The following is a 25,570-nucleotide window of genomic DNA, read 5'->3' on the forward strand; positions in this document are numbered from 1 at the left end:
TCAACTAAAGCAATTTCATCATTAACTTATTACCTTACTTATCCTTTTCGGTGCTTAATACATTAATAACAGCTTTAAATATAGCAGTACCAGATTTCACTTGACCTTTCAAGAAACAAGGTGGGCTCATACGGCATATGCTTCGAAAGATTTTTCTGCTGAAGAATTTCAGAGTTTGTATCTAAAAGGGATATAAATATAATAAATACTTATTATTAAAATGACTTCAATTGGATTATTGGGGTCATTTTAGAATATCGTTAATAATGATTGAAACTACTGCAAAATTTTCTCTTCCTCCAATTATAATTTATGTAATTGAATTTAATCAAAAACTAATTCCAACTATTAGATAATTAGTTTTTAGTTGATAAAATCTAGGTGTATTAATTATAAGATAGTAAATTTAACTATTTCGTCAGGCTAATCAAACTAATAATTTGATCTAATTTAAATAAGACAAACTCCTAGATTGTTTATTCTAATACTAGCCCAAAGAAATGTAATAAATATTAAGTCGGTAAATCAATATAGAATTATTTATATATAATCATCTATAAATCAACAAAGTCATAAGTGATTTTTGTGCTATATTTTTCGTCGATACTATGGCTATCTTTAATTTTCAAATTTTGCCGTAAAATAACTGCCAATTTTAAATCTTTTTCTCCGAGAAATTTGTTTAAATAGCCCTTATCCATCATTAAATAGCTATTATAGGGTATGGGCTCCCCGAATTGGCTTGTATCATTGAAGTTATATAAGAAATCACCAAAGAAAGCAACCATATTATTTCTATTATCCTTAAATTGAATTTTGTTGGATATACAATCAAGTTCCAGATGATCCATCAAAGTTGGAGAAAGTAAAAATATACCATCATTCATTCTATAATACTGCCATATATTGCCTGGAAAAACACGTGTATGTTTCACTAAGGGTAAAACGAGATCTACTTCATTCGTTCCAGTAAAAATCAGTTTGCCCTCATAAAAACCGTAATATTCTGGATATTCATTATAACTATCCCAAACTCCTCTATTTTCTAAGTCGTCAAACAACATCTCAAGATCAAGATCAATATCATAGTTTTTAGGTATAGCAATAGCTATAGATTTAAATTGACAAAAAACAGTAGATCCATAAAATGATTTATCTGATGAGTAAGTTGCATTATAATATAAAGGAAATAATGTATCTGAGTTTTTGAACCAATTAATTAAAAGCTGGCTATAATTCTGATGTAAATCAAAAGATCTAAAATTTTCAACATTTAATGAAAACCACCATTCTGGCCGGACTTCAAGATTAATTTTCAAAATTGAGTAATCAACCGGTAAATTTTTTAATGTTAACTGCCATAGATCAAAAAACTCAATTCTTTTTAAATTATATAAGGCATCGACAACATGCATAAAAGTTGATTTTAGTATATCTCCAAATATTGTTGTTCGACCAATCATTAAACTATATCTAGAAGTTGCAAAACTATCATCTCGGCTATAGTCGTATTTTAGGTCAAATTGAGTGCAGTAATCTTCATATTTTGTACACCATATTTTCCATATAATAAAAGAATCACCTACTTTACGTTGTAAATAATCTAGAAATCCAATATACGCATTTGTTAGATTATTATTAATTATCTTTCTAAAAGCTTCTTCATCTAAACTTGTATTTCCTGAACTTAAATATGATAACAGGGGAACATTTAATTTCAATTCAAATTTTAAAATTCCAGCAATATTTTTCAATAATAAATCCGTTGCCATGCATCTTATTGAAAGCAAGGAATTAAGAGTTTCTTGTGTTAAAAATTTAAAAGTTAAAGATTCGGAGTCCTGTAGAGAATTAATAAGTATTATTAGTCCTTCACAAGCTGCATTTTCTAAATCCTGAAATTTTAAATATTCAAAAAATACTTGGTGACAACATCCATCATTGTCATTCTTCAATAAGTTTGTAACTCCCTCTGCAGCTTGTGCTCTAACTATAGGGCTTAGCCATGTTAATCGCGCCATTAAAATATCAAAATTTGACACTTCAATTGGCTCAATAAGTGTTTCAGCTAAATCGAGCTTTACATTAGGGAATATATGAGGCAAAAAATCTAAATAATCCTGCGTTACATTTTCTGCTTTTTGTAGCCTTCCACAGTCCATATGAAATTGAGTACTTTTGGGGACAGGAATTACATAATCCTTCTGCAGTCCATACCTCAAACCAGTGTTTGTAACACTTTTTTGATAATACTCCTCTATTCTTTCAGGAAAAAAATCAATAATATTTCTCCATCTTTTTCTGGATTCAGCGATATTCCAGCGATAACTCGGTGCCCATACACCACCATTTGAACTCGCCCAACAAATACATAAAAAAGCAAATTCCCTATCAATTTCATAAGAAATTTCATAGATCAGATCTAAAAGATTTGCCGATATCGTAGAAAAACTATCATCAATGATATCTTTTAATGATACTACTACTTTCTTCCTATCATTTGGATACTTGTGGAGTCGAGAAGTTATCCAAGATTGTAGAAAATAAGAATCATCATAATTTAATCGCCTACCGTTAAAATTTAATGTCTTGGACATATAATTTTTCAAATTCTCAGGAGTAATTTTTATAAGTTTTTGATCGATTTGTTTGTTGTCATTATCTTCTCCTTCTTTCTCTTCCTCCTTTTCCGGAAAAAGTCCAAATTTTAGTTGCAAGCTCTCAATAACATCTTGAACCGAAGATTGTTCTTTTTGAAGTTTACAAAGTGTTTGAAAGTGTGGCCCTATAGCCGTCTTCCCAACAGCCTTGGCAATGGGCTCCTGGAAATCTAGTGTCGATAAAATATCATCAAAGATATTTTCAACCATTGTGTAATCTCTCATGTTGATATTGTAAAAAAATAAATTGTACAAAAGCTGGGGATTAACCTTTGCCAAGAGATCACAGAAATAATTCATAAAATGGCGGGTCTCATCACCGTCAGTTAATGCTTCGATATTAAAGACGTAAGGAAAAATCTGCAATAAGAAATTGTTGGATTCCGATGATCCTGCTTTGATGCAAATTTCAATACTTTCTAAAATATTGTAAAGTAACATATCCTTATGATGACCGTATGCTAAAATATTAGAAGCTGCATTTTCGAGCAACGGCCTGACATTATTTTGATTCCCGAAATCATATGAGAGTTGAGCCATGTCTGTCAGAAAACTAGCGATTTCAGGAAAGGGAAACATCTCATTATTATTTTGGATTTCAAATTCAATATATCTTTCAACTTCATCTCTGTTAACAGATACAATTTTAGAGTTGATAATCTCCAACAACGATGCTTTGTTATAGCGCTTCGAATTACCCAGACGTAACAATTGTTCATAATTAAGTTCTGATGTAAATTGGTTCTTTTTATTAATTACAGCGCTCAGCCAGACAGCCAAATCAATAAAATAAGGAATACCAATTCTCTCATAATCATAAATATCATGATCTTTATTAAAATGTAGTTTCCTGAGTTTTCCTATAAACTTCAAAATGACTAAAAGGTCAATTTCAGATTTTTCACGGAATGCTTGCGAGAAAAATTTCCCAAGATTAAAAATACAAACATCTAGCTCAGACAGCCACTCAGAAGAATGATTACATTTGTATTCAAAATTGAGATCATTGATACAATTGATAAAAGAAAGAAGCACATTGGTTTTAATGAATTGTTTCACTAATTTCTCAGACGAATAATTGTTTATTTTAGGTGGTGGAGAATAATATGAAAATGCAGATTTGAAATTCTTTATATTTTCGCCATATATGATTTTATACAATGAGAAAAATAGGTTATCCTCTTTTGTCAACAATTTTTGAATATGTTTCTTCCACTTGCAATCACTCAGGTTGCCTTTCAAATCATCAAGTATCAGTAGTTCAGCCATCGCTATTTTCTCACTTTTCTCTAACTTCGTTTTAAGTATGGCATCAATTAAATGAAGAGGTTGTTTAGGGAAATCCAGCAATTTCTGAAGATAAAATTTAAAAAGATGCGATGCATCTTTTTCCTCATCACGAAATTGTTCTATAAAATTAAAAACCCGAGATGTGGAAGTAGATTCAAAGTGTGCTAAAATCTCTAACCAGCACATGGCCACTTTAATTGTGTCGTAGCGATTTTCTGTAAACAATTCATTAACCCTGTTAACGGCATCATCAGGAATTGTGTTGACAATGCCGGTTGCTTTGAGTGCTATAAGCATTTCCTTTAACTGATAATCAGTTAAAGTAGAAAAATTAGGATACTTAGGACGAAGAATTTTATTATTCTTGAACGAGGTCAACCAGAGATTCCGAATTGATTCCGAAAGGTTATCACTGCGATTTTTAAATAAGCCATATATAAGAGAGAAATATATTATTTTTTGATCAACGTTATTTTCAAAAGCGGCCTTTGAAGCTAGATAAAGAATATTTTCAATTATTTCTTCATCTTTACTATCTAAATAATGTTTAATAACCCATTCGTTATCAATTGACAGTAGGAGTCCTGGATTTCCAAGATAGTATTCAACTTTAGGTAATTCCGACCAGCGAATTTCTCTTTGTTCGGCCTCATTCAGCCATTCTTTTACAATTTTATATAACTTTTTCTTTTGTTCCTTCAACTCTTTTTGCTGTTGGATAAATACCAAAAAGCTATTGTGATATACAGAAATCCCTGATAGCTCGAACCTAAACAAATGACGTATTTGATTGAGATTCTCCGAAATTTCTTGAGGATATTGACACAGGTCTGCTGCTAGAGAAAAAACTTGCTCCTCCTGCAATTTAAAGTCTAAAACAGTTAGTGCAAAAGCCATCGTTTTTGCTAACATAGGAAGCTGTTGCCAGAGCGCCTGATAATACTCTTCTATTTCATTATTGTAATGAGGAATAGTATCAAGATCATATCTTGAAATTCCTCTTCCATTATTTTCTATGGAAGTCAGAACATATCTTAAATGAAGGGGATTTCCTCCAGTTACCTGTAAGAGCTTTGAAACAATTGAATCAAAATCGTAACTTAAAAGTTTATAATCTTCAGGGAAACTTTTGCACGCAATCTTTTTAACACTTTCTCGCTTAAGGCCTTTGATTTCAATCCACTCATCTTTTGGAGCAAGCTGGCGAATCGAATTTGGGAAACAATGCGTCGCAATTTCCTGCGTTCCTAGAATCAACCAGTATCCTTGCTGAGGGAACAAAACCTCATTTAAAAAGTCAATCAGTTCATTTTGGCTATTTCCTTCTCGGATAACGTGATCCAAACCATCAATAATTAAAATAAATGACCTCCCGACTTCACGGCAATAGGAAGCTACCTGATCAATAAATTCTTTAAGCTGAGTCCCTGCAGTATTTTGTTCCCCTAACGACTTTATAATATCATTATCCTGTTTTTTGAATTCTGCTTTCAACCCTTCAATGACCCTTTCACTATTGAGTCTATCAGCATAAGAAACATCCTTAGGATTAAGATGATAATGATGTCTGAAAACTATAGCACCTTTCTTTTCCAACGACGAATACAATTTTGACAGATAAGTACTTTTTCCACTTCCCGGTTTTCCTACAATCACTTTTATTCCCCCTTCAACAGTACTGATATCCCGCAGAAGAATTTGGTGAGTACCTCTGTCAAAAAACTCAAAATCAGTGGGAACATTGAAATTCTGATTAAGAGGTCTGGGGTTATCCCATTCCAAAAGATTACGTATAATGTCCAGAGTAAAAATGGTAGGGAATTTTTCAGAACCCTCATCTCCAATAAAGAGCAATAGGTTGTCTACGCCACCTTTCGTAACTTTCAACTGCTTATAAAGAATATTTCTAAGTGTATCTTCTAAAGATCTTTTATTAGGATGGCCGAACTGAAATTCAAAATTTTCAAAGAAAGATAATGTATCTGAAGGATCAGAAAAATATGATTGTACAACAGAAAAGAATTCATGCTGATATTCTTTGACTTTTCCAAGATCTATATTTCTATGCACTAAGCAGTCTTGAACATTTTTGTCCGGATTCCCATTGGTGATGAGGGAACAATACTTTCTTTCTTGATTAATTGCATGAAACGAATTGATCCATTTGTTCAATCCTTTATCAATGAGTTCGTCGAAAGTCCAAAGATCTGTATCTGGATTTTGTTTATGTTTAATCTGGTAATATTCAACCGCTCCATCTTTCCTAGTCGCTACAATATCATCGATTGCAAAATGCCTGATTTGAACATTATCAGGTTTATACTGCACACGAATATTTTCATACTTTTCAGGATAAAGTAGCCAATCTACAATTAGCTTTAACGTAAAAAGATCTTCGTATTTATAACCACTTCTTATCGAACTATTTGGATTAATTTTCATGAATAAATCAGATTAACTAATATTAGAATTAATGATTCCCACTACAAAGGATTCCTTATCTTTTACTTTAAACTCATAAAACGCTCCAACTTCTATATTTAAAGAATTTTTAATAAGTGTAAGAGCTTCATCTTTATCCATTGGCGTCTGTTTACTGGTAAATTTCCAATTTTCAGGCTCCTCTTTATAGATTACTTCAGCTTCGTCATTCTGAATTGATTCTACTTCAATTTTTAGTAAATGTTTGAAGCCATTTTCCAAAGTCTGGTATTCCATTTCAAACGCTTTCTCAAAATCAGCAACTATAACTTTATTAGTGATTTCATCACTTTGACTGATATAAATCTCCACACCTTTGTAAGTTCCCATAAAAAATTTATCTTCCCTCCTATCTGGAAAATCATATTTTCTCTTAAAGTCAGGATTGTTAAGAAACTTTTGATCTTTAAAACTGTACGCAGCAGGAAGCAAGATAATTGAGGGGCTGATCTCCTTTGATTTGAGCAGTATAAAACATTCTTCAATCAAATTTGTGATATTGTCCTTTGTAATAAAATAAGCTTCTTCAGAAATAACCGTACTAAAAAAATCGTCATCAATCCATCCGGCTGCCCGACCACCAAAAATATCAATATTGTATATTGTCTGATAGTTTTCCTTCACAAACATTATCTTGCTATTTTGGAAAAAAGTTCTAAAACCGATAAAATTTTCAACAGCCTCATTTTCTTTCATATTCTTTTTTGACAAAAAGATAGCATTAAGGCTTGAATTAGCTTCCCATGATTTTGCGACATTAGCTTTGAAGTCTTTAATTTTTTCTGGGTCTAACTCCTCAGCAGCTATAGCTTGATCTTTTGCTGTGACGCTTTTATGAAGGAGGTTCTTAAAAAAAACATTTATTTTTTTACATCTGTCTTCAAACTCCCTCTTTGAATCTAATTCGAGTATTGACTGCCACTTATCGAAATCTTTATCAATAATTTTAATAAAATCCTTTATTCTTTCATACAAAAAAGAAATATCATTAAGCTGCCTGAAATCTAAATTCTGGGTATCAAAATATATTTCTTTCACTTTAAGTATATCTATAACGAATCCAAATGTCAACCAATCATTAGGATTCGGAGGGCTATAGGTTTTTTCTAAAGGTCTTTCCTTATAATCCCATACACTCCATTCAAAATAATTATAGTTTGGGTTATTTCTCAAAATAAGTATATCTCTAAGTAACTCTGAATAATCTTTTTGAATTCTCAATTCCTTTATAAAGGTCTCTGTTATATCAATTGGATTATTTCCGACATTATAAAGAAAGATAGTCCAATATCGCAGTCCTAAAATAACGTGCCTTTTGTATTCATCAAAAAGTTTAACGTGCTTATACAATTTTTGCTTTTTTTCAATGCCTCCATCATTAGTTGATGAATTCCTTAACTCAAATTTCAATTCATAGTAGCTGTTTTTTTTTAATGAATCAATATTATCAAATTCATTGAGTACATAACTAAAAAATGTTTTATCGCCATTACTAATCATTGAATATAGTAATCTGCTAAAACTATTGAATGTGGAATACAAAAAATCATTGTTCAAACTTAAGTTAGATTCATTGATTTCCTCAATATCGGTTTTCTTATACACTAAAAAAAAAGTTATAATTTCCTTTAACTGTCTTGCGGAGGTTTCAACAGCATATCTGAAAAATTTATGAAACACTATACTTTCTTTACTTTTCGCAAAAGAGATGTAATAATAGGAAGCAGGAAAGTTGACATACTTATTATAATTTATGAGAGATTTATTTTGAACACTAACCACCAACACATCTAAAACAAATTTGTTTAGAACCTTAAAAGTCTCCAAACTGTTGTTCTCAACAGTTTTTTCTATGGATGCCCAGATCGTCTCCTCAATTCCGTTAGTTATATCTGACGGATCGTTAAATATTCTCATTTTGATGTTGCATTTGAAGTTTATATAGTTCTATGAAAGCACTTAAAGGTTGAGAGAGGCTTTTATGTTTGCTTTCTTCAGCAAGTTGTAATATTTTGCTATCAAATTCTTTTCTATAATCGTCCGAAACTTCTTTCAGTACAGCTTTCTTTGAAGTATAAAAACATCTTTTCAGCAACCATTTTTTTAATCCTTCATATTTTTCTGCTTTGAAGCTGATAGTATTTAAACTTTTGACATTTACCAAATTACCAAGTGTTAATACATCATATTCTTTTATAAAATCAGTTTTCACTAATACTTTTAGAATTGCGAGATTAACATTTTTTAAATATCGATTTTTAGTATTTGATTCCGCCGAAAATAAATCATCATTAGTAACATTTTGGGCGCTAAATAAGATGTCCAAATTCATATCATTTGTTTTTCTTTTTAGACCTCTTTCCGACATGAATTCATGATAAATTTTAGAACTATATTTTTTTAAGAGAATAGTTTTAAGATTATTCTTAGCCTCTTTAATTAATTCTTTTGACAGCATAGAATTAATTTCTTTTTCATTTGTGTAATAGATGATATTTCTAAAGAGTATACCTATTAATACTAAAATAAAAAGAGAAAGATAAGTACCCGCAACTACCGATCTAGAAAACGGATGCTGTGGAATAGTATCCCTGAGTGTAGATAAAACTATAAACCAGAATATTGTTGAAAGGGTCAGATATATAGTTAAATATAGAAGGGATTTTTTAAATAACAGTTTATAAGTTGTAGGAGATTTAACGGCGAGGTTATTTATTAAAAATCCTACAACTACAAGTGAGATACTAATAATTGTTGCAATATTAGTTGTTCTCTGATCAACCAATATATTTAAAGTTTTTTCACTGATTGTAATGACATTTAAAAATTCACAATTAAATACTAAAGGAATTGCAAAGCATATCCCGACTAATAAAAAAATCACGTACCAATTATTTCTATTGGACAGAAAATCGGAAGATTTCCTGAAGTAATTGCCCCTGCCGTGATCAAAAAGTTGAGAATGGTCTTTCCGTAACTTTTCAAATGCTTTACCATAAAGCCCAAAATATTTATACATAAAATAGTGTTTAATTATACATTTTACAAAAGACATCTGTTCATAAGTAATGATTGAAAAATACAGTCATTAGACAGTCTAAATGTAAAATTTTTACATGGTTGAGTTTCTACCAAAGATAATTAAAAACTATTTTATTTTTATATGGAAATCCATAATGGCATTACTTTATAATAATTATGATTTGAAATCAACAGATGGTTTTAGTATTGAAAAAGACACCTATTTCAATATTATTTAAAGTTCATCAGATTTTGTAATTCCAATATTTTTCAATATAACTTCCTCATAATTAATATTAAAAAATTCGATTTTATTAAACAGATTTTCCAAACTGTCAATAGGAGTTGCAGTTGGAGAATCGAAAAAGTAATAAGCTTTTAGAATTTCAGAATAAATTTTTTCCAGTATATCTTTAGCAGCTTTAATTAGTTTAGAAATTTCCTCTATGGTCAAAATACCTAAATATTTTTTGTATTCCTGATCATTATGAGCATATACTTTATTCCTAAGATCGCGTAACTTTTCTATTTCAGCTCTTGATTGTTTTAAAATCAAATTAACATCTTTAAATAATTCTTCCGATATTTCTATTGATTCATACTTCTTTCCGGGATTAAACCTATTCTTTAAAGAATAAATGGAATAGTAATCATCTGTACTTGGGCTATATAGTTTGAAAAGTTCAATAATAGTAGTTCGAAAGAAATTAACCTCAACAAATTGAAAGAAGTGATTAGATATCCGTTCGCGATTAATTAAATTAAATTTATTATGATTTTCATTATTAAAATAACGTACTACATCAAAACTAGCTTGTGCGTTTAAGATTATATGGCACATTACCTCTAATTTTTCTGATAACTTTTCTTCCATCACATTATTTAAATTTATTTATATGAATTTTTATTTACTTCCGAGAAAGAGTTTTTATTGCACTAACAGCTGCTGAACCATAAGTCTGGTCATCCGTTAACCGAGTTGCCATTTGGAGGTCATCCACAAACTGTACTTGCGATGGCAGAATGGTTACGATTGAATATGGAGTAGTGCTAATCTCATTAATAATCGCTGTCTGATTATCCGTTATCTTCGTTATCTCTCTGCTCATAGCGATTCCTGTGGGTATTGACTGAATAGCAAATGATACAATGCGTAACCTGTCCTGTACTTTGGTTACTTTATCTTTATAATCTTTCCATTGTGATTGATTGACAGTTTCCACCGTAGCATTTACAGTTTGCTTCTGCCTCATTTCTTTCTGTCGGTCGTGCTCTTTCATTGCGGCATTGATCTCTAAATCCATCATCGGAAAGGAAACATTTTCCTGCTGCCACGCAGGTGTAGAACTCCCACCTGAAGAAGTCATCACGATATAAATTGGAATAATTAGAATCAGAAAAATCTTTTTCATTTTTTGACTTTTAAAAATTCCTCTTGTACTTATTCATTATGTTCTCCACAATGCCTTTATCAGTATTGATGTATCCAGCAAAAGGATTGATTGAATTCCAGAATCCCAATCGATTGGCTTTTTCCAGTCTTAGCTTTATTGCCAAAAGCCATAGTTTTAGATTTTTTACATTTCCGGATATATTATGCAGGATTTTATATCGGTCTCCGGCAGTAGCTAAATTCAACTCTCCAGACGCCAAAATATCAGTGATATCTGTTACTATTTTCAGACTTTGCTCATAGGTTTTCTGTGAAGCTTTGGTTCCAAATATCGCATACTGAGGATGCTGGGAAGCCAATTGAACTATCTGAGCAGAATAATCATAGCATTTGTTCAGCTCAGTGTAGATCTGCTGTACCTGAATACCGTTTTGTAGTGTTCCTGAAACTTCTTTCAAGCCTTTTAATATTTTATTCTGAATATCGTTGGCAGCTACCATCTGGGTTCCGACCCAGGTTTGAGCATCTTTTAATTTGGATGTTTCTTCGATGACTTCGTTCTGCTTGGCTTTCAGATTTTCTGAATACAATATCATCGCTGCTGTAACAGTAGGATCTATGTAGGTATTCTGAGCAAATAAAAAACTGCCGAATCCTAGAAAAAATAGACTAAGTTTCTTCATACTGATAATTTTTAGTGATTAATTCTGAAAAACAGATTTGATGATTTTCGAGCTCCTGTGAGATGACTTTGAAAACATTTTTCCCTTTGTTCTCATTTTTCACCCTGTTGTAATAGGACACAATCTTTTGGTCTAAAGGATTCTGATACAGATTGACCAGTGAAACAAGATTTTCAAGGCTGTCTCCAAAAATTTTTAAATCAGATACAATTTTAATGAGTGCTTCATCATAACTTCCGTACTTCTGTACATAATACTCCACTGCCGATTTCTCTGGCTTCTCTGTAGTATAGGTTAAATACTGCTCTATTGAAACTTCGTTACCATAGACTTCTCCTTTAGAACCTCGTTTCAGATAAAACTCTTTGAACCTGCTTCGTCCGAATTTGTTATTAAGGTTGTTGATGGTAAAAATCTTGTTCTGCTCGACTTTGTTCAGTGAAAGTAAAGCAGCAATCCTGTCAAAGTTGTCTTTGAATTTGGTCTGGTCAAGAAGAATGAAAGTGTCCGAATTATTGATAATGGAATCTTTTACAACTGCATTTCCAATGATGTCATCCAACTCCTGCGTTACCACCACTGCTTCTCCCCAAAATTTCCTAACCGTTTTGTAGAGATACAAAATATATCCACCCATCAGTTTACTTGCGATTGCTTTCCAGGCTTCTTCAATAATGAGAGCTTTTCTCCTGTCTTTTCTGAGTCGCATTTTCTGGATGAATGTGTCCATAATGATTAGGGTCACAATAGGAAAAAGCTTTGGATTATCTTTTACATTGTCAATCTCGAACACGATAAATGATTCATCAAACAAAGTGTTATCCGCAGATTCGTTGAGCGTTGTTCCATATCGTCCACCTTTATAAAAATCCCTCAGAACAAATAGAAAAGTTCTCAGATTGAATTCCCTTTCTGTGATGCTGTGTTTTTTATTGTTCAGATAAAGAGGAAGAAATTTGTCGCAATAATCATAGAAACCATTAAAGGAAAGTTCTTTTGCATCCAACTTCTCTTCAAGTTCTTTGATTTTTCTGATGATGGCTTTTCTAAATGATTCGTTCCAGTTTTCTTCTGTTTTGTCCTTTTTGATGATCTCATTGGATTTTATGAGAATTAATTGAGTTTCATTATAAATCCTTCTTCTCTCTTCATCACCCAGCGTTTCATAAGCTTCATAAACTGTATAAAATTTTTCGTTGTCATAATCAGGATTATTGATGTTCTTATCAGGATGATAGAGCATCAATAGTTTCCTTCCGGCTTCCTTGATCTCTTCAGAACTTGCATTGAAGGCAATTCCTAAAACATCATAGTAAGTCCGCTGATTATTAACTTCATTCTCATACTGAGCATAAATATCTTCTTCGTGAATGTTGTATTTAATCAAATAAAGAATTAATTCTTCTGAAGTTTTATTCTCATACCATTCAGTTCCCGAATTAAAATACTGATGATAATAGGACATTAGCACATTGTCCAATATTGATTTCTGCGCAGATGACATTGACGCATCAGGACCTTGCCATATTAAAAAAATAAGATTGGTCAAAAACTCTATTTTTTCAATATTGAATTCTTTCTTATCCATCAGGAAAGGATTCATTGTGATTGGCTTTTCTTCAGTGTATTGAATGTATCTTCCCCCTTTGTATTTGCAGGTTCCTGAATAGGAATCTCCGGTATCGACGATGACCACGTCATAGTTATAGGTAAGATATTGCTCAATGATATTGTTCATTAAGAAACTCTTGCCTGATCCACTTGGTCCAAGAACAAACTTGTTTCGATTGTTAATTCTGCCAATTTTCATAGGCAGGTCAGCAGGATCTACTTTCAATGGAACACCTTGCCTGTCCGTAAATCTCAGATAGAAATTGGATTCTTCGTTCACGGGGTAACTCTCTTTAAAAAAAAAAACACAAGGCCGCTTCGCTTGTCGTCATAAATAGATCATATTCCCTAAGTTCCGTAGCATTGCCGGGAATGGTAGACCGGAATAGTTCCAGTTGATTGTATGCATTCCTGGAAACGATGATTCCTTTCGTGAATAGCTTGTTTTCAATTAGGGACTGTGTTCCTTCCATTTTTTCCAATGTCCCTGCTGAAAATAACAGGGAAAAATGCGCATTGACAACCAACTGACCATCGATAGCGATGTTATGCAGAAGGGTTTGGATTTCTTCCGCTATAATGGCATTGGACGGAGAGTTATTAGCCGCACCCTCGTGCTTTTTCTTTTTCTTGTCGAGTTCTCGCTGTTGTTGTGCCTGAAGAGGAATAGTAATTACCTGATTGTAAATGATGGTTTCATAATCCTCCAATTCATTGATGAATGTAAAATTATCAACAGCTGTTTCTGATGCTGCACCATTTCCTCCAAGTATAGAATAAGGCTCTATTTCAGAAGGCAGATCAATATTTTCAACATCGACATAGGAAATATTCTTAACGAATTTATTTCCTATCTGCAGATATTCATTGGTTGATTTGATATTATCAAAACTTGGTATGTCAGAAAACTGCATTGACAATACACCGGAAATGTAATGTTCAAAATCTTTTTCAAACAAAAATTGTGGCTCGCAGTCATTTTGCTTTAAAAGCATAAATACCTTTTGGCATTTATCACGAAGCTCTTTATAACTCTTATCAGAGAAATGGTAGTGCTTCATTTTCTTTTTCAGCTTATCATCCACAATATCTGTAAAAAGAAGTATTGTCTCAATAGTTTTAAAAAGTCGCCCTTCAAAATGTTCTGAGTATTTCTGCTGTAGAAATTGGTTCGACTCTTCAGCAGTGTATTTTTTCTTTGAAAAGAAATCGAGTTTCTGAACGATTCTACCCTCTCCTATAATGGCTACAACCTGATTTAAAACCGTATGGAAGTTCAGATAATTGTCAGGATCTGCCGAATACTGCTCAACAGGATTTTTTATTTTGATTCCGATAATAGGATTTCCGTATTGTCCAAATAAAACATCAAAGTCCCACCCGAAATCTTTTCCGTAATCAAATCCGATAAAAGGAATATCAAATGTTAGTTTCTTTATTTTGGACATAACCTAAAAGTGTTTTATTGTTTATTTTTTTTGGAAAAATCAAAACTTGGTTGAAGTTTTTGGTCTTATCGTACAAACCATATTTATCCTGTCTTTTAAAAATGAAATAGACACCTCCTCCTGTAACTGCGAGTCCCAAAAGAGAACCCAGCAATCCGAATTTGGATAATATGAGTGCTGCGATGACACCAACTCCAATGACGCCTACTGCGTAAAAGATGTATTTACCTTTTAGTCCGAAGAATACAAGGGGTTTTTTAAGCCCCTTGTAGAGATAGAATCCCATATTAAGCAAAGAATGCTGTTACGAATTCCGGAACTACCAATAAGAATATCATAGCACCTCCATAGCCCAAGATTTCCTTGTTGACATCCTGGTCACCATTCGTCCATTTGTTATATACTCTTAGACCGCCGATGAAACCGACCAATCCTCCTACTGCTTTTAGAATAAGCTTGATTGGATCCCAATAATCCTTGATATCATTGGCAGCATTGGAAATCGCTGTTGCACCACCCTGTCCAAATGCCGGGGTAATAGCCAAAAGAATTACACAAGCAGTTAATAACTTTTTAACCAGCTGATGTCGTTTAGATTTGTAGTTCATAATAATTGAAGATTTATGTTAAGAATTGTGTTTATTTTGCTCAGAAATTGGCATATGGGGTGTGCTATCCGTCATTTATTGGCGGATTATTTTAGATTTGAAATGTGTGGATTAATCTCTTAGATCATTGACTGATAGACCTTATAGCCGTCACGGTCAGAAAGAACCTGAACGTTGGTTTCTGCGAGATTTAGAAAGTTCTTAAACTGTCTATGAAAGGATTTGAGCTTAGGTGATTCTGCTTCTTTTTTTTCCTGATTCTGATTCTCAATTTGTGCAGAATCAAGACTTGCAGTTTCCTTATGATTATTTTCTTTTGTTCTCTCTGATATTTCTGGAATATTGTTATAGTCATCAATATCCTGCTCTGATTCGAACTTCTTTCGAAAGTGATCAAGGTCACGGGTTTCATCCTGCATCTCCTGATTAGACGGAGAAAGCTCTTTTTGATTAAAAGAATTAGGAGTATTGATATTTTCCACATCATCGATTCCAACTTGTTGTATTTCGTTTTTGTCTTTTTCTGAAAATTCCATCAGGGAATACTCTTCAGTTTCTTCCGGTCTTCCAGAATTATCTTTTTTCAGAAAAAGATCGTACACAAAATTTCCCGCGTAATAAAGCAGATAAACGGCTATGATAGTAGTAATTATTTTGATCATCTTTAGTAAAGTATTTGTGGTTACAAAGTAATTTCAAGGCATTTGTTGATGTGTTCTATTAATTCTGCGAATGGACTTTTAACAGCATATTTTTGTTCATAGGTCAGTTTCCTTGTATCGAGGATTTGGAGACAATTTCTTTTGAATACAGGACTTTTCAGTAAGATTCCATACCTGCTGATTTCGGTATCCATTCCATCCTGATTAAGGTATTTGTAGCCTTTATCATATTTCGAACGGATAAATATTCGTTCCGCCTGGCTTTCCAACAGTCCCAAAAAATTAATGAAGACCAACGTTGATTTCGCAGAGACATTGGAATATTCAAAAGGAATGACAATGAAATCACTATAGATAAGTAGGTCGCTGTATTTCACATCCAATGTTCCTGCAAGGTCGAATATGTTTATTTCTTCACTTTCTTTCAATTCGATCAAAGTTTCAAAATCCGAGAAAGGCTGTTCGTTTTCTTCATCTATTATCTCAACATCATATAATTTTGGAATTTCCAGCAATTCGTCTTCTTTCCATTTATGATAAAATGACTTCTGAAAATCGAAATCGAATACATTGACCTTTCTTTTAGAATTAACAGAAATATAATTGGCAAAAGCAATGGCAAGCGTTGTTTTACCGGTTCCTCCTTTCTGTGTGGCAAAAGTGATTATCATAATTTTCTATATCTTTTAAATAATTGGAACTGCATTTTACTTATCTATTTCTTTTTTTTCTTCGTTTTTTAAGTTCATTTTCAGCAGGGTCTCTTGCAGGGCCAGTACTTTTCATTAATTCAAAAAGCATTTCATTGACAGCTTTTTTAAATTCACCTCCTTCCTTATTTTCGCTTTGCTGCGCCGTTTGCAATTGAGGGTTTAGGAATTCCTGATATTTCTTTTCCCCAATCATTGGTTCCAATTCTCCGATGTAATGAAGTCTTGAATGAACGATGTAATATTTTCCATCCTCTGATTTGATGATATTAACATCTTCTTTATTTTGGCTTTTCAGGTATTCTTTTACATCATCCCTTATAGCTCCAAATGTCTCCTTACTTTTCAGCTTTTTATTCTCAAAAAGCATAAAATCTTTTATTTCATTTTTCCTATTTCTATCTTTCAAAAACCTTTGCAGTACTACTTTAGTTTCATCATTTGGAATATTGTAATCCTTAAGACTTTCAAACAGTTTCTTATCCATTTTCTCCGAAGTGAATTCGAACAACTCATTCATTTTCATTATTTCACTTCCTTTATAAACTGAGCCTGTCTTGTGGTCAATGACCGTATAACCAAAAGGTTGAAAATCATCTTTATGATGGAATATTAAGTCTATCCCAAAAACATCTTTCAGCTTTTTCTGAAGTTCACTTTCGAATTCAATTATGGGTGTCCAATCAGCTTTTTGCTTTTCCTCGGGAAGCATCGCTTCCTGCTTTCTAAAATCCTCAACTTTGAAAACCTTATTGGAGTAAATATCCTTATATTTTGAAAAAATGGCTTTCAGTTGTTTTGTCCTTTTCCCATTTTTTCTACTATCAAAAACAATTTGGTCTCCTGATAATGTTCGCTCGATCACTCCGTTTTTTAAAATGGTCAAAGATTTTGCATCATTTGTGTTTTTGCCCAGTTTATAGCCATTTCTGTTAAGTAAAGTTTCAAACTGATTGAGAGAACTCATTTTGTATTTCAACAGTTTGTTCAATACTTCCTCCGATTTGATTCCGTAAAGTTTTTCGAGAGTATTAGCTAAAGCTTTTTGAGCTTTTAACTTTTCGTAACTGTCATTAATTTTCTTTCCAGTCTGTTTATCTACTCGAGTTGTAACAATATGAATGTGATTGTTCTCTGTGTCATTATGGAAAGCCACAATAAATGGTTGTTTTCCGTATCCCAATGCATCCATAAAGTCATCAGCAATTTTTGTAAGTTCTTCTTTTGAATGTTCCCTGAACTTGGTCGAAATTGTTGCGTGAAATTGAGGCTTAATTACTCTTTTATTTCCAGCCGAAATAGCTTTTAAATAATCTCTTACTTGCTGCTTATCACTATTTTCATTAATAAATGATGGAAAGTTTTTCATCATCATCAACTCCCCTTTTCCTTTGTCTATTTTTTTATCATTGTAATTAACTCCTGGAAAGTCAGATCCAGCTGGATTCATTATTTTAACAATCATTTTGAAAGCAAAGAATAAATGTTTTCAAATATTTTGTTCTGCTCCTTTTTTAGAATTATCATTTCTGAAAGCTTTTCAGAAAAAACTTTTAACTCTTCTGAACCGATGAATTTTTGCGCATTTACAATCTTAGCAACCTGATTGATATTGGTCTCAATCTTTACAAAAACATTATCTTGTTTTTCGATGAATTCGAGAACCTTTCTTCTATCATCATCCAAAATCCTGTTTTCGACAGAATTGATGATTAAACTTGTAAGCGAAATATTTCTTGTATCGCATATTTTTTTCCATTCTTGCTTTTTCTGATTACTGATTCTAAAAATGATAGTCTTATTCTCGGTTTCAATCGGACTCATTTGAAATAGTAAATAGTTTCATTCAGGTATATCTAAATTGGAATAAAAATTAGAGCAGCAATTGCTAAAGCGCCTACAAAAACAGAATTCAATATTTTCCATTTCTTCATTTGCCTAATGCTTGCTTTCTCAAGGATAATCTGTTCTTTCTTAGCCGAAATTCCATAGATACAATCTTTATCAAATCCCGTGATTTTTAGATTAAGTACTTTTGCATTAAAATCTTGAACTTCATAGCTTCTGCCAACTTCTATTGAACTTTCAATTAATGGTTTCCCAGGATTAGCTACTATGGTTTTGCAGGAGGTCAATGAAATGCATAATAACAGAATTAAAAATATTTGGTAATTTTTCATTGGTCTATTTTCTAAGTATAATTGAATTCGCTGTGCATTAAAGTGCTTCCCAATTTGCCACACCATTTACACTCTTTAGAACATAGCTTCCTACAGGTGGAGGTTGAGGAATAAATTCTGTTGCAAAACCAAATGATCCATCAGATTTAGCCACTACTCTTTTCGTATATGAAGAATCGTTATCTGCATTAGGCATTTGTGAAGGCGTGACACTTAATTTTCCATTGATGTTTAGCCATCTTTCAGAAAAATCCCCCGAAATCAACGCGAATTTGTAATCCGTATAATTATTCGTAATACTATCCCAAAAGTTGGTTGAACTTGTTGTGACGGGGGTTGAATGTATAGCGAGTTTGTTACTAACACTTCTGTTACCAGTGGCAGGACTTCCTGCTCCTGTACCAATGAAGATATTATTGGAACCTGTTCGGTTTCCTGTACCTGACAAATATCCTATCGATATATTATCATTCCCGGAAGTGATATATGACATTGCTCCTGCTCCGATTCCAATATTTCTGCTTCCTGAAATTGTTCCGTTTACAATGCCATTTAATGCCGAAACACCTGCTCCATAATTCAATTTCCCTGTAATTTCTCCCTGAGACATTGCGTAAAAACTAGCAGAATTTCCTTTTCCTGAAGTAATCTTAGAATCTGTCGCAACGATGGAATTATACTCGCCTGTAATTTGACCTCGGGAATTTCCAAGTGTATAATTTTCCTTACTATCAAAATCAAGATGGAGATTACTTTTGACAACAAGTTCTACTGTTGAAGAATTTCCTCTGAGAGCAACATTATTTAGAGGGTCTTCTTGAGTAAAAGGTATCCACGCACTACCATCAAAATAATATAAACCTGATTTTGTAATATGAATCACTTGGCCAACTAAATTTGTCGCAGGTAACGTCACAAAGACTATAGTTCCCTTTTTTGCAGTTGAATAAGTTTTTGCTGCGAGTTGTTCTCCCGTAATACGCGGTGGAATAATTCCATCATAATGATTAGTATCATTGGGTTTGCCTACAACTTCTAATGTTGCTTCTGGTGTTTGGGTATTGATTCCGACTTGAGCGTGAACAGCTATACCAAAAAAGGACAAAAAAAGATAAATAAGTGTTTTCATTTTATTATTGTTTTTAGAATCGATATTTCTATTTTTAAATATAATTGACATTAAAGTTTGTCATCTTAAGTGTGGTCTTATCCAACTGGAATAGCCTTGAAATGATCCAATTAAATTTGAGGAGATATAGCTAAAATTGACTGATGGAATGTAGATACTTTTATTTTGAAAATAAATAGGAATTATAAATGTTGGATTCTCTTCTGTATGGAGAAAAGCAATATCAGTTGGAAAATAACCAATTTCATTACATATACCAGAAATATCTATTTTGACATCTTGATCAACATTATTAAAATCAGTCTTCTTTGAGATTTCGAGTTTAATATTTATAATTCCATCAATTTTTTTGAAGACAATCGAGCCTTTCAAACCTCCAATTTTTTTTGTTCCAATTTTGTAATATTTTGTTGAAGTTAAATAGGTATATTTATCTTCCCATAAGTCAATGGGTTCATTCCATTTCGATTCCGCTGTTAACATATCATCATTAGTATCGTCAAAAGTCAATATGATTCTGTACTCGACTGCTCGTTGTTTTTTTAAAAGTGCTTGCCACATATGCCCGTCAAAATAATACAGTCCTGATTCTTCAACATTTACTACCTGTCCCAACAAATTTGTTGATGGAGTTGTTACAAATACTACTGCACCATTTTTTGAAGTGGAGTATTTTTTTTTTGAAAGCTGATCGCCTGTAATACGAGGAGGAATTATGCCATCATAATGATAAGAATCACTTGGTTTTCCTACAACATCCAAAGTAGCTTCTGGTAATTTGGTATTAATTCCGACTTGTCCCCGAATAGTTATGACTATAAATAGCATAAAAAAATAAAAAGGTATTCTCATTTCGTTTTTTTGGTTAACATTTCTTCTGCAAAGTTGGGACATCAAAACCTTGAAAACAATAGTGTTAATGGGAGCTGGGCTAAATAAGATGAATCTGGATGATTCTGGAATCTATGGAGATTAAAAAAGAATAATCTGGATTAATCTGGAATCTTAAACCTAATTTCACAGAAAACAAAAAAACAAGTTCCGCAATTTTTTTACCCTTTTTGAAGAAAAAGGCAAGATTGTCTTTGTATATCAAACTTGAAAAGTTTGTATATACAAAGACACATCTTGCTCAAAAAAGCTGCTTATTTTTCGGAATCCTGAAAAGTAATTTATAGTATTGATAATCAGTAAGTTTTATTGTTTTTATTGGGAAAGTGTAAAAGTGAAGTCTTTAAGTATGAAAGAAAAATAATAATTGCTTGTAAAGTGAGAATTTACCTATAGTATTGTAAATCAAAATGTAATGATTTTAACCTATACTTATTTCACGCAGGTGACCTGTATCTAATTTACGCAGGTATGAGATTGCAACTGTATTCGTATTACGCAGGTTCGATTATTAATATTGTCCTATTATATGTTGATGACCTGTATCTGATTTACGCAGGTATGAACTCTAGCTGTACTTATTTTACGCAGGTTTGATGATTGGGATCCTTTTTTTATGCAGACAGCATGTATGTAATCTACGCACGTATTATGAGTTGAAACGAAATTGTTTAAAAGACATTCATACCCCAAAACTAACAATTAATCACTAATAATGGTTAGACGAGTGAAAATAGACGCAATATTGGATATTACATTTTACTGAATAAAAACATTCTTAAAAATCAATATTCAATACTATCACAATGAGTTATTCAATAAGTTGCAGAGTAAAAGATTCATTAAGAGTAAAGAGATAGAGACCATTTGGTAGCTGGTAAAACTAAAAAATTTAAATTGATAGAGTTATTGGCAGCGATAACACCATTAGGATAAGATTTATAGGTCTGGATTTCAAAAAATCGTATATTGAAAACGGTATTAATTTACAATTACCCACAAATGGGTCAAATTAACATCACCATCTTCTCTATGCGCAGTAGATCCTAAGTAACTAAAATCTGTATTAGATTCTAATTCCGATAAAATTTCATCATTTTTCCAATTCTTATCTGTTTGTGCCAATTCCCTAATCCAACTATTAACTGTAGTCATCCAATGGTTAGAACTTTCTTTTTCTACAAAACCTAGCAAACCACACTCATAAATACCTTTGCCGTGTTTTTCAGTTTTATATCTCTGTATTCCCCCATTATTATTATCTCCGATCACATATTCTTTTTCTCTTGATTTTTCAGGAGATGGCAACCGTTTACTTTCTACCGAAAAAAGAGACGAAGTTGAAACATTTTGTTCATTTGGATAAAAATAAAAATCTGAAAAACCTTTGCTTAAATTTGTAATATCACGGTATTGTCCGTTAATATTAAATGGATAATCATATTTTCTAATTAGGATTTGAGCTTGTTCGATATAAATTTGCGTAAAATCATCTTCATTTAGTTTTCTCTTTTTATAGAAATCAGAAACTACATATGACTTGAAATGTGGTACAACAGATTTCATCAGCTTACTGATAAGCAAAATAATATTAGTATTTGGAATACTAATCTGAGGATTGGATTTATTATATAAATTTTCCTCCGCTATCATTCTGTTTTTAAATTTGAAAGGTCAGAGAAACATTTATCCGCATCACGATATGCTGTAGAAGAGAGCCAGTACCTATATTGATTAGGTTTTATAAAAACAACAGTATCCTTTTGAGGATATAATTTTATTATTCTATTAACGGAAAGATGTGCAGATATTTCGTTATTTGTAAGTCCTTCAATATTTAGTGCAGAAAAGTCTTTACTGAAATTCGGCTCTTTATTTTCGCTGTCGTACTTAAAGACAGTTGCAATTAATGAGTTTTCAAGTTGAATAACGTCAGACAATCTGAATTTACGATTATTATCTTCATAAATTGTATTTAATGCTCGTGAAAATTCAGCACCATAATTACCTATAATTTTTTTAATATTTTTATCTCCTGTAATTTTGCTTATAGCTTTTGAATTTTCACCACGTCTAAGAAAATCCTGCGTATAGTTATTGACATCATTTATTGTATTTATATCAAATGAAGATAAAGGAAAATCAAAAAAAGGCAAAAACATTAGATCTTTTTTCAACAATGCCGTATTAAGATTTATAAGCACCTGTCCGCTACAAGAAAAAATCAAAAATCTGAATAATTCGTTTTTATTATCGAATGTCTCTTTTATTTGTTGAAGTACTTTTATTGATCCAGAAATGCCAATAATTTTATGTTGGAAAGAAAAGTCATAGTTGTTTAGGTGAATTGGAATTTTTACGTGACCTGTATTTTCTTTGATTAAAATATTAGGAGCTTTAAATATTAATTCGTTTGGAATTTTCTCAAATTTTTGACTTCTTGAAATATCCTTTAATGATTCTATAATTATTTCATTTTCATTTATAGCTTCTGTCGGAAGAGTTTTTAAAGAATAAATAAATTCAGGATTCAAATTCCCATTTGAACCTATTTTAAAACCTTCTCCAAAAACACAATCGTTTTCCTTAAGAAATTCTTCAAAAGATTTACAATTATTTGCTTTCTCTACAAGATTTTTTATTCTTCCACCTCCGAGTAAATTATTTTTCCAGATAAACTGATTATTAATAGCTGTTTCCCGGTTTACAAAATGCAAATCGTAATCATCTATTTCGAAAACAATTCTTTCCTTGGTTGCCTTAGTCCTTCTAAATGTTAGGTGTAAAATATTTTTACTAAAATCTGGTTTTTCATTTTTGATAAATATAGCTGCAGAACCGACTCTTGCCCCATTATCCCACAGAGATTTACCTTCAGCTAAGGCAGTAAAATCTAAAATTTGAACTGCATTGTAGTTTGAAAACAAAACTTTCTTGTAATCATTGGAAGTACTATTATATAACAAGCCAGATGATTTAATAATCAAACAAACCAATCCTTTGTCTTTTAAAAAACTAAATGATTCCGAAAGAAACTTTAAAGCAATTTGTCCTTGTGGAATTTTTGTTTTTTTATTATTGATTTCCCATACGTTTGAATAGCTTGAAATTGCACCTGTTTTAAAAGGAGGATTACCAATTACCAAATCAAATTTTTTGTTTTCAATGGATTTGCATTCAAAAAAATCAGAATGAATTAAATTCTCTTCGGTTAAATCATCAAATCGTAATTCGTTGATGATTTTCACGGGATTTAATTCATTGCACAAAGCTAAACTTAAACTAAAAGAAGCTAATCTAACAGCTTGCTCTTCTTTATCTACTCCATAAATATTTTTTAATATCGATTTCAAAATTGCAATATTAGGAGTCTTCATATTATTTTGAAGTCTCCAAATCTGAACTAATCGTTTAAAGCCGACAACTAAGAAAATTCCTGAACCACAGGCGGGGTCTAAAATCGAGTAACTTTTTAAGTCAAAATCTTTATATCTTTTTAACGGAATACACTCATCAACTAACAATTTGGCTAAATGTGAAGGTGTGTAATAGAGGCCTTTTTCTTGTTTATCTTCTCCCAAAAATTCCTCATATAAACGACTAATCAGCTCAACGGGTATCAACTTAAACTCGAAATACCTCCAATCTGGAAAGTCAATTTCAAGCTGCTCAGAACCCAAACTCGTTTTATCTGTTGCTAATAGGTCAGCAACGATTGATAAATCTAATGTCTTAAGTTGTTTTTGTTCCTCATCTTCCCATTTAAATACATTTCCATTGAAATCTGTATTTAAGTCTGAAAGAAGTTCAGCAAATTTACCCTTCTGCTTCAATACTTCATTAAAAGTGCTCGCATTATCGTATTTCTGGAAGTATTTTTTTGATAATAATTTATTGCCTTTATTATCGATTCTCTCTTCCAAATACTTTATTAAAATTGCTTGAATAATAATCTTATTGACTATTTCAGAAGATGCATCTTCAAACTCTTTTGTTAGCCTATTTGCAACAAAACGAATATTATCTATCAACTTATCGTAAGCAGAGTTTTGAAATTTAAATTTATTTTTCAGCTCCTCTTGTTCCCAAAAAATACCACTTTTAATTTTTATAGCAAATTGCTCGTTGTATAGATTGTTAACTGTGCCAGCTAATTGTAAATCCTTTATTAAATATTCTGGTTTGTAATCTTTCGTTACGTGTTTGGTACAGTCAATAATTTTTATTTCGGTGTTGTAAAACACACAAGCTAAGGGAGCTTCTCCACTACTCCATATCCGTGTTTGGATATCAGCTATCTCATTTTCTTCTGCTTCCTCAAAATTTCTGTCTGTGAAATCAAACAAATAAACTTGGGGCTTATAACTTCCGGTGATCTGTCTACGCAGATAAACCGCGGAAACCTTGAGCTCATTTGCTTTTTCAATATGAAATTGAATTTCTGGGTCAGATATTGAGCTTTGTTTATTTGTTAAATACAGACAATCGTCTTCCATAACAAAACCAAGTTTTGCTATGTCTTCTAGGAAATCAGTATTTTTAACTTTAGTATTATCCACGTTAATCAACTAACAAAAGTACTAAAATCTTTGCTTTGTTTTATAGTTAATTTAGGTTTTATTACCTTCTTTCCGACATCATATCTATATATTATTATATATACATATTATCTATTTAAAATTTGTAACAGCAGAAGGCAAGATTCGATTTTTTTTAAACATTAACATATTTAAATTTTGTTCGTACAAGGATTCGATTTGATTGTGAAGTGTACATTTAAGTAAATTACTTACTTAAAAACTT

Annotated in this window: 17 protein-coding genes and 1 pseudogene; all 18 read right to left on the minus strand. The window is 31.9% G+C overall.

What is annotated here, in order from left to right:
• Positions 1-554 precede the first annotated feature (554 nt).
• Positions 555-6,392: an ATP-binding protein gene (locus BUC06_RS18160; protein ID WP_073335416.1), complete on the minus strand. Its 5,838-nt coding sequence runs from the start codon at positions 6,390-6,392 to the stop codon at positions 555-557.
• Between the two features lie 12 nt (positions 6,393-6,404).
• Positions 6,405-8,348, minus strand: coding sequence for a hypothetical protein (locus BUC06_RS18165; protein ID WP_073335417.1), 1,944 nt, complete (start codon positions 8,346-8,348; stop codon positions 6,405-6,407).
• Positions 8,335-9,450 (minus strand): hypothetical protein, encoded by a 1,116-nt coding sequence (locus BUC06_RS18170; protein WP_073335418.1) that lies wholly within the window; start codon positions 9,448-9,450, stop codon positions 8,335-8,337. The genes BUC06_RS18165 and BUC06_RS18170 overlap by 14 nt, the downstream gene beginning before the upstream one ends.
• 237 nt (positions 9,451-9,687) lie before the next feature.
• The gene (locus BUC06_RS18175) at positions 9,688-10,326 is read right to left on the minus strand and encodes an AbiU2 domain-containing protein (protein WP_073335419.1); all 639 of its coding nucleotides are present in this window, start codon (positions 10,324-10,326) and stop codon (positions 9,688-9,690) included.
• A 34-nt stretch (positions 10,327-10,360) separates the two neighbouring features.
• Positions 10,361-10,864 carry a hypothetical protein gene (locus BUC06_RS18180; RefSeq protein ID WP_228423816.1) on the minus strand — a complete coding sequence of 168 codons (504 nt, stop codon included), beginning with the start codon at positions 10,862-10,864 and terminating at the stop codon, positions 10,361-10,363.
• Positions 10,865-10,874: 10 nt separating this feature from the next.
• Complete coding sequence (locus BUC06_RS18185; protein WP_073335420.1) at positions 10,875-11,528, minus strand: hypothetical protein; 654 nt, start codon at positions 11,526-11,528, stop codon at positions 10,875-10,877.
• Positions 11,515-14,587 (minus strand): annotated as a pseudogene (locus BUC06_RS18190) (TraG family conjugative transposon ATPase). The gene BUC06_RS18185 and the pseudogene BUC06_RS18190 overlap by 14 nt, the downstream one beginning before the upstream one ends.
• Positions 14,559-14,873: a DUF4133 domain-containing protein gene (locus BUC06_RS18195; protein ID WP_073335421.1), complete on the minus strand. Its 315-nt coding sequence runs from the start codon at positions 14,871-14,873 to the stop codon at positions 14,559-14,561. The pseudogene BUC06_RS18190 and the gene BUC06_RS18195 overlap by 29 nt, the downstream one beginning before the upstream one ends.
• Before the next feature lies 1 nt (position 14,874).
• Entirely contained in the window at positions 14,875-15,195 is a 321-nt protein-coding gene (locus BUC06_RS18200) for a DUF4134 domain-containing protein (RefSeq protein ID WP_082811093.1), read from the minus strand.
• Between the two features lie 119 nt (positions 15,196-15,314).
• Positions 15,315-15,857, minus strand: coding sequence for a hypothetical protein (locus BUC06_RS18205; RefSeq protein WP_073335422.1), 543 nt, complete (start codon positions 15,855-15,857; stop codon positions 15,315-15,317).
• A 20-nt stretch (positions 15,858-15,877) separates the two neighbouring features.
• Entirely contained in the window at positions 15,878-16,528 is a 651-nt protein-coding gene (locus BUC06_RS18210) for a ParA family protein (protein WP_073335423.1), read from the minus strand.
• Positions 16,529-16,568: 40 nt separating this feature from the next.
• Entirely contained in the window at positions 16,569-18,032 is a 1,464-nt protein-coding gene (locus BUC06_RS18215) for a relaxase/mobilization nuclease domain-containing protein (RefSeq protein ID WP_073335424.1), read from the minus strand.
• Positions 18,029-18,391, minus strand: a complete 363-nt coding sequence (locus BUC06_RS18220) for a hypothetical protein (RefSeq protein WP_073335425.1) — start codon at positions 18,389-18,391, stop codon at positions 18,029-18,031. Before BUC06_RS18220 ends, BUC06_RS18215 begins: the two co-directional genes overlap by 4 nt.
• A 32-nt stretch (positions 18,392-18,423) precedes the next feature.
• Complete coding sequence (locus BUC06_RS18225; protein ID WP_139263394.1) at positions 18,424-18,747, minus strand: bacteriophage spanin2 family protein; 324 nt, start codon at positions 18,745-18,747, stop codon at positions 18,424-18,426.
• 37 nt (positions 18,748-18,784) lie between these two features.
• The gene (locus tag BUC06_RS18230; protein ID WP_228423818.1) at positions 18,785-19,876 is read right to left on the minus strand and encodes a hypothetical protein; all 1,092 of its coding nucleotides are present in this window, start codon (positions 19,874-19,876) and stop codon (positions 18,785-18,787) included.
• A gap of 60 nt (positions 19,877-19,936) precedes the next feature.
• Positions 19,937-20,728 carry a hypothetical protein gene (locus BUC06_RS18235; protein ID WP_073335428.1) on the minus strand — a complete coding sequence of 264 codons (792 nt, stop codon included), beginning with the start codon at positions 20,726-20,728 and terminating at the stop codon, positions 19,937-19,939.
• A gap of 1,020 nt (positions 20,729-21,748) precedes the next feature.
• Positions 21,749-22,420: a hypothetical protein gene (locus BUC06_RS18240; RefSeq protein WP_073335429.1), complete on the minus strand. Its 672-nt coding sequence runs from the start codon at positions 22,418-22,420 to the stop codon at positions 21,749-21,751.
• Positions 22,417-25,326, minus strand: coding sequence for an HsdM family class I SAM-dependent methyltransferase (locus tag BUC06_RS18245; RefSeq protein ID WP_139263395.1), 2,910 nt, complete (start codon positions 25,324-25,326; stop codon positions 22,417-22,419). Before BUC06_RS18245 ends, BUC06_RS18240 begins: the two co-directional genes overlap by 4 nt.
• Positions 25,327-25,570: the final 244 nt, after the last annotated feature.

Origin of the sequence: Chryseobacterium carnipullorum (genome assembly GCF_900142785.1) — a bacterium.
Lineage (GTDB): Bacteria > Bacteroidota > Bacteroidia > Flavobacteriales > Weeksellaceae > Chryseobacterium > Chryseobacterium carnipullorum.

What these genes read in the sequence shown, in the direction of transcription:
- BUC06_RS18160 (WP_073335416.1), bottom strand. Translation starts at nt 6,392, where the DNA reads ATGAAAATTAATCCAAATAGTTCGATAAGAAGTGGTTATAAATACGAA.
- BUC06_RS18165 (WP_073335417.1), bottom strand. Translation starts at nt 8,348, where the DNA reads ATGAGAATATTTAACGATCCGTCAGATATAACTAACGGAATTGAGGAG.
- BUC06_RS18170 (WP_073335418.1), bottom strand. Translation starts at nt 9,450, where the DNA reads ATGTATAAATATTTTGGGCTTTATGGTAAAGCATTTGAAAAGTTACGG.
- BUC06_RS18175 (WP_073335419.1), bottom strand. Translation starts at nt 10,326, where the DNA reads ATGGAAGAAAAGTTATCAGAAAAATTAGAGGTAATGTGCCATATAATC.
- BUC06_RS18180 (WP_228423816.1), bottom strand. Translation starts at nt 10,864, where the DNA reads ATGAAAAAGATTTTTCTGATTCTAATTATTCCAATTTATATCGTGATG.
- BUC06_RS18185 (WP_073335420.1), bottom strand. Translation starts at nt 11,528, where the DNA reads ATGAAGAAACTTAGTCTATTTTTTCTAGGATTCGGCAGTTTTTTATTT.
- BUC06_RS18195 (WP_073335421.1), bottom strand. Translation starts at nt 14,873, where the DNA reads ATGGGATTCTATCTCTACAAGGGGCTTAAAAAACCCCTTGTATTCTTC.
- BUC06_RS18200 (WP_082811093.1), bottom strand. Translation starts at nt 15,195, where the DNA reads ATGAACTACAAATCTAAACGACATCAGCTGGTTAAAAAGTTATTAACT.
- BUC06_RS18205 (WP_073335422.1), bottom strand. Translation starts at nt 15,857, where the DNA reads ATGATCAAAATAATTACTACTATCATAGCCGTTTATCTGCTTTATTAC.
- BUC06_RS18210 (WP_073335423.1), bottom strand. Translation starts at nt 16,528, where the DNA reads ATGATAATCACTTTTGCCACACAGAAAGGAGGAACCGGTAAAACAACG.
- BUC06_RS18215 (WP_073335424.1), bottom strand. Translation starts at nt 18,032, where the DNA reads ATGATTGTTAAAATAATGAATCCAGCTGGATCTGACTTTCCAGGAGTT.
- BUC06_RS18220 (WP_073335425.1), bottom strand. Translation starts at nt 18,391, where the DNA reads ATGAGTCCGATTGAAACCGAGAATAAGACTATCATTTTTAGAATCAGT.
- BUC06_RS18225 (WP_139263394.1), bottom strand. Translation starts at nt 18,747, where the DNA reads ATGAAAAATTACCAAATATTTTTAATTCTGTTATTATGCATTTCATTG.
- BUC06_RS18230 (WP_228423818.1), bottom strand. Translation starts at nt 19,876, where the DNA reads ATGAAAACACTTATTTATCTTTTTTTGTCCTTTTTTGGTATAGCTGTT.
- BUC06_RS18235 (WP_073335428.1), bottom strand. Translation starts at nt 20,728, where the DNA reads ATGAGAATACCTTTTTATTTTTTTATGCTATTTATAGTCATAACTATT.
- BUC06_RS18240 (WP_073335429.1), bottom strand. Translation starts at nt 22,420, where the DNA reads ATGATAGCGGAGGAAAATTTATATAATAAATCCAATCCTCAGATTAGT.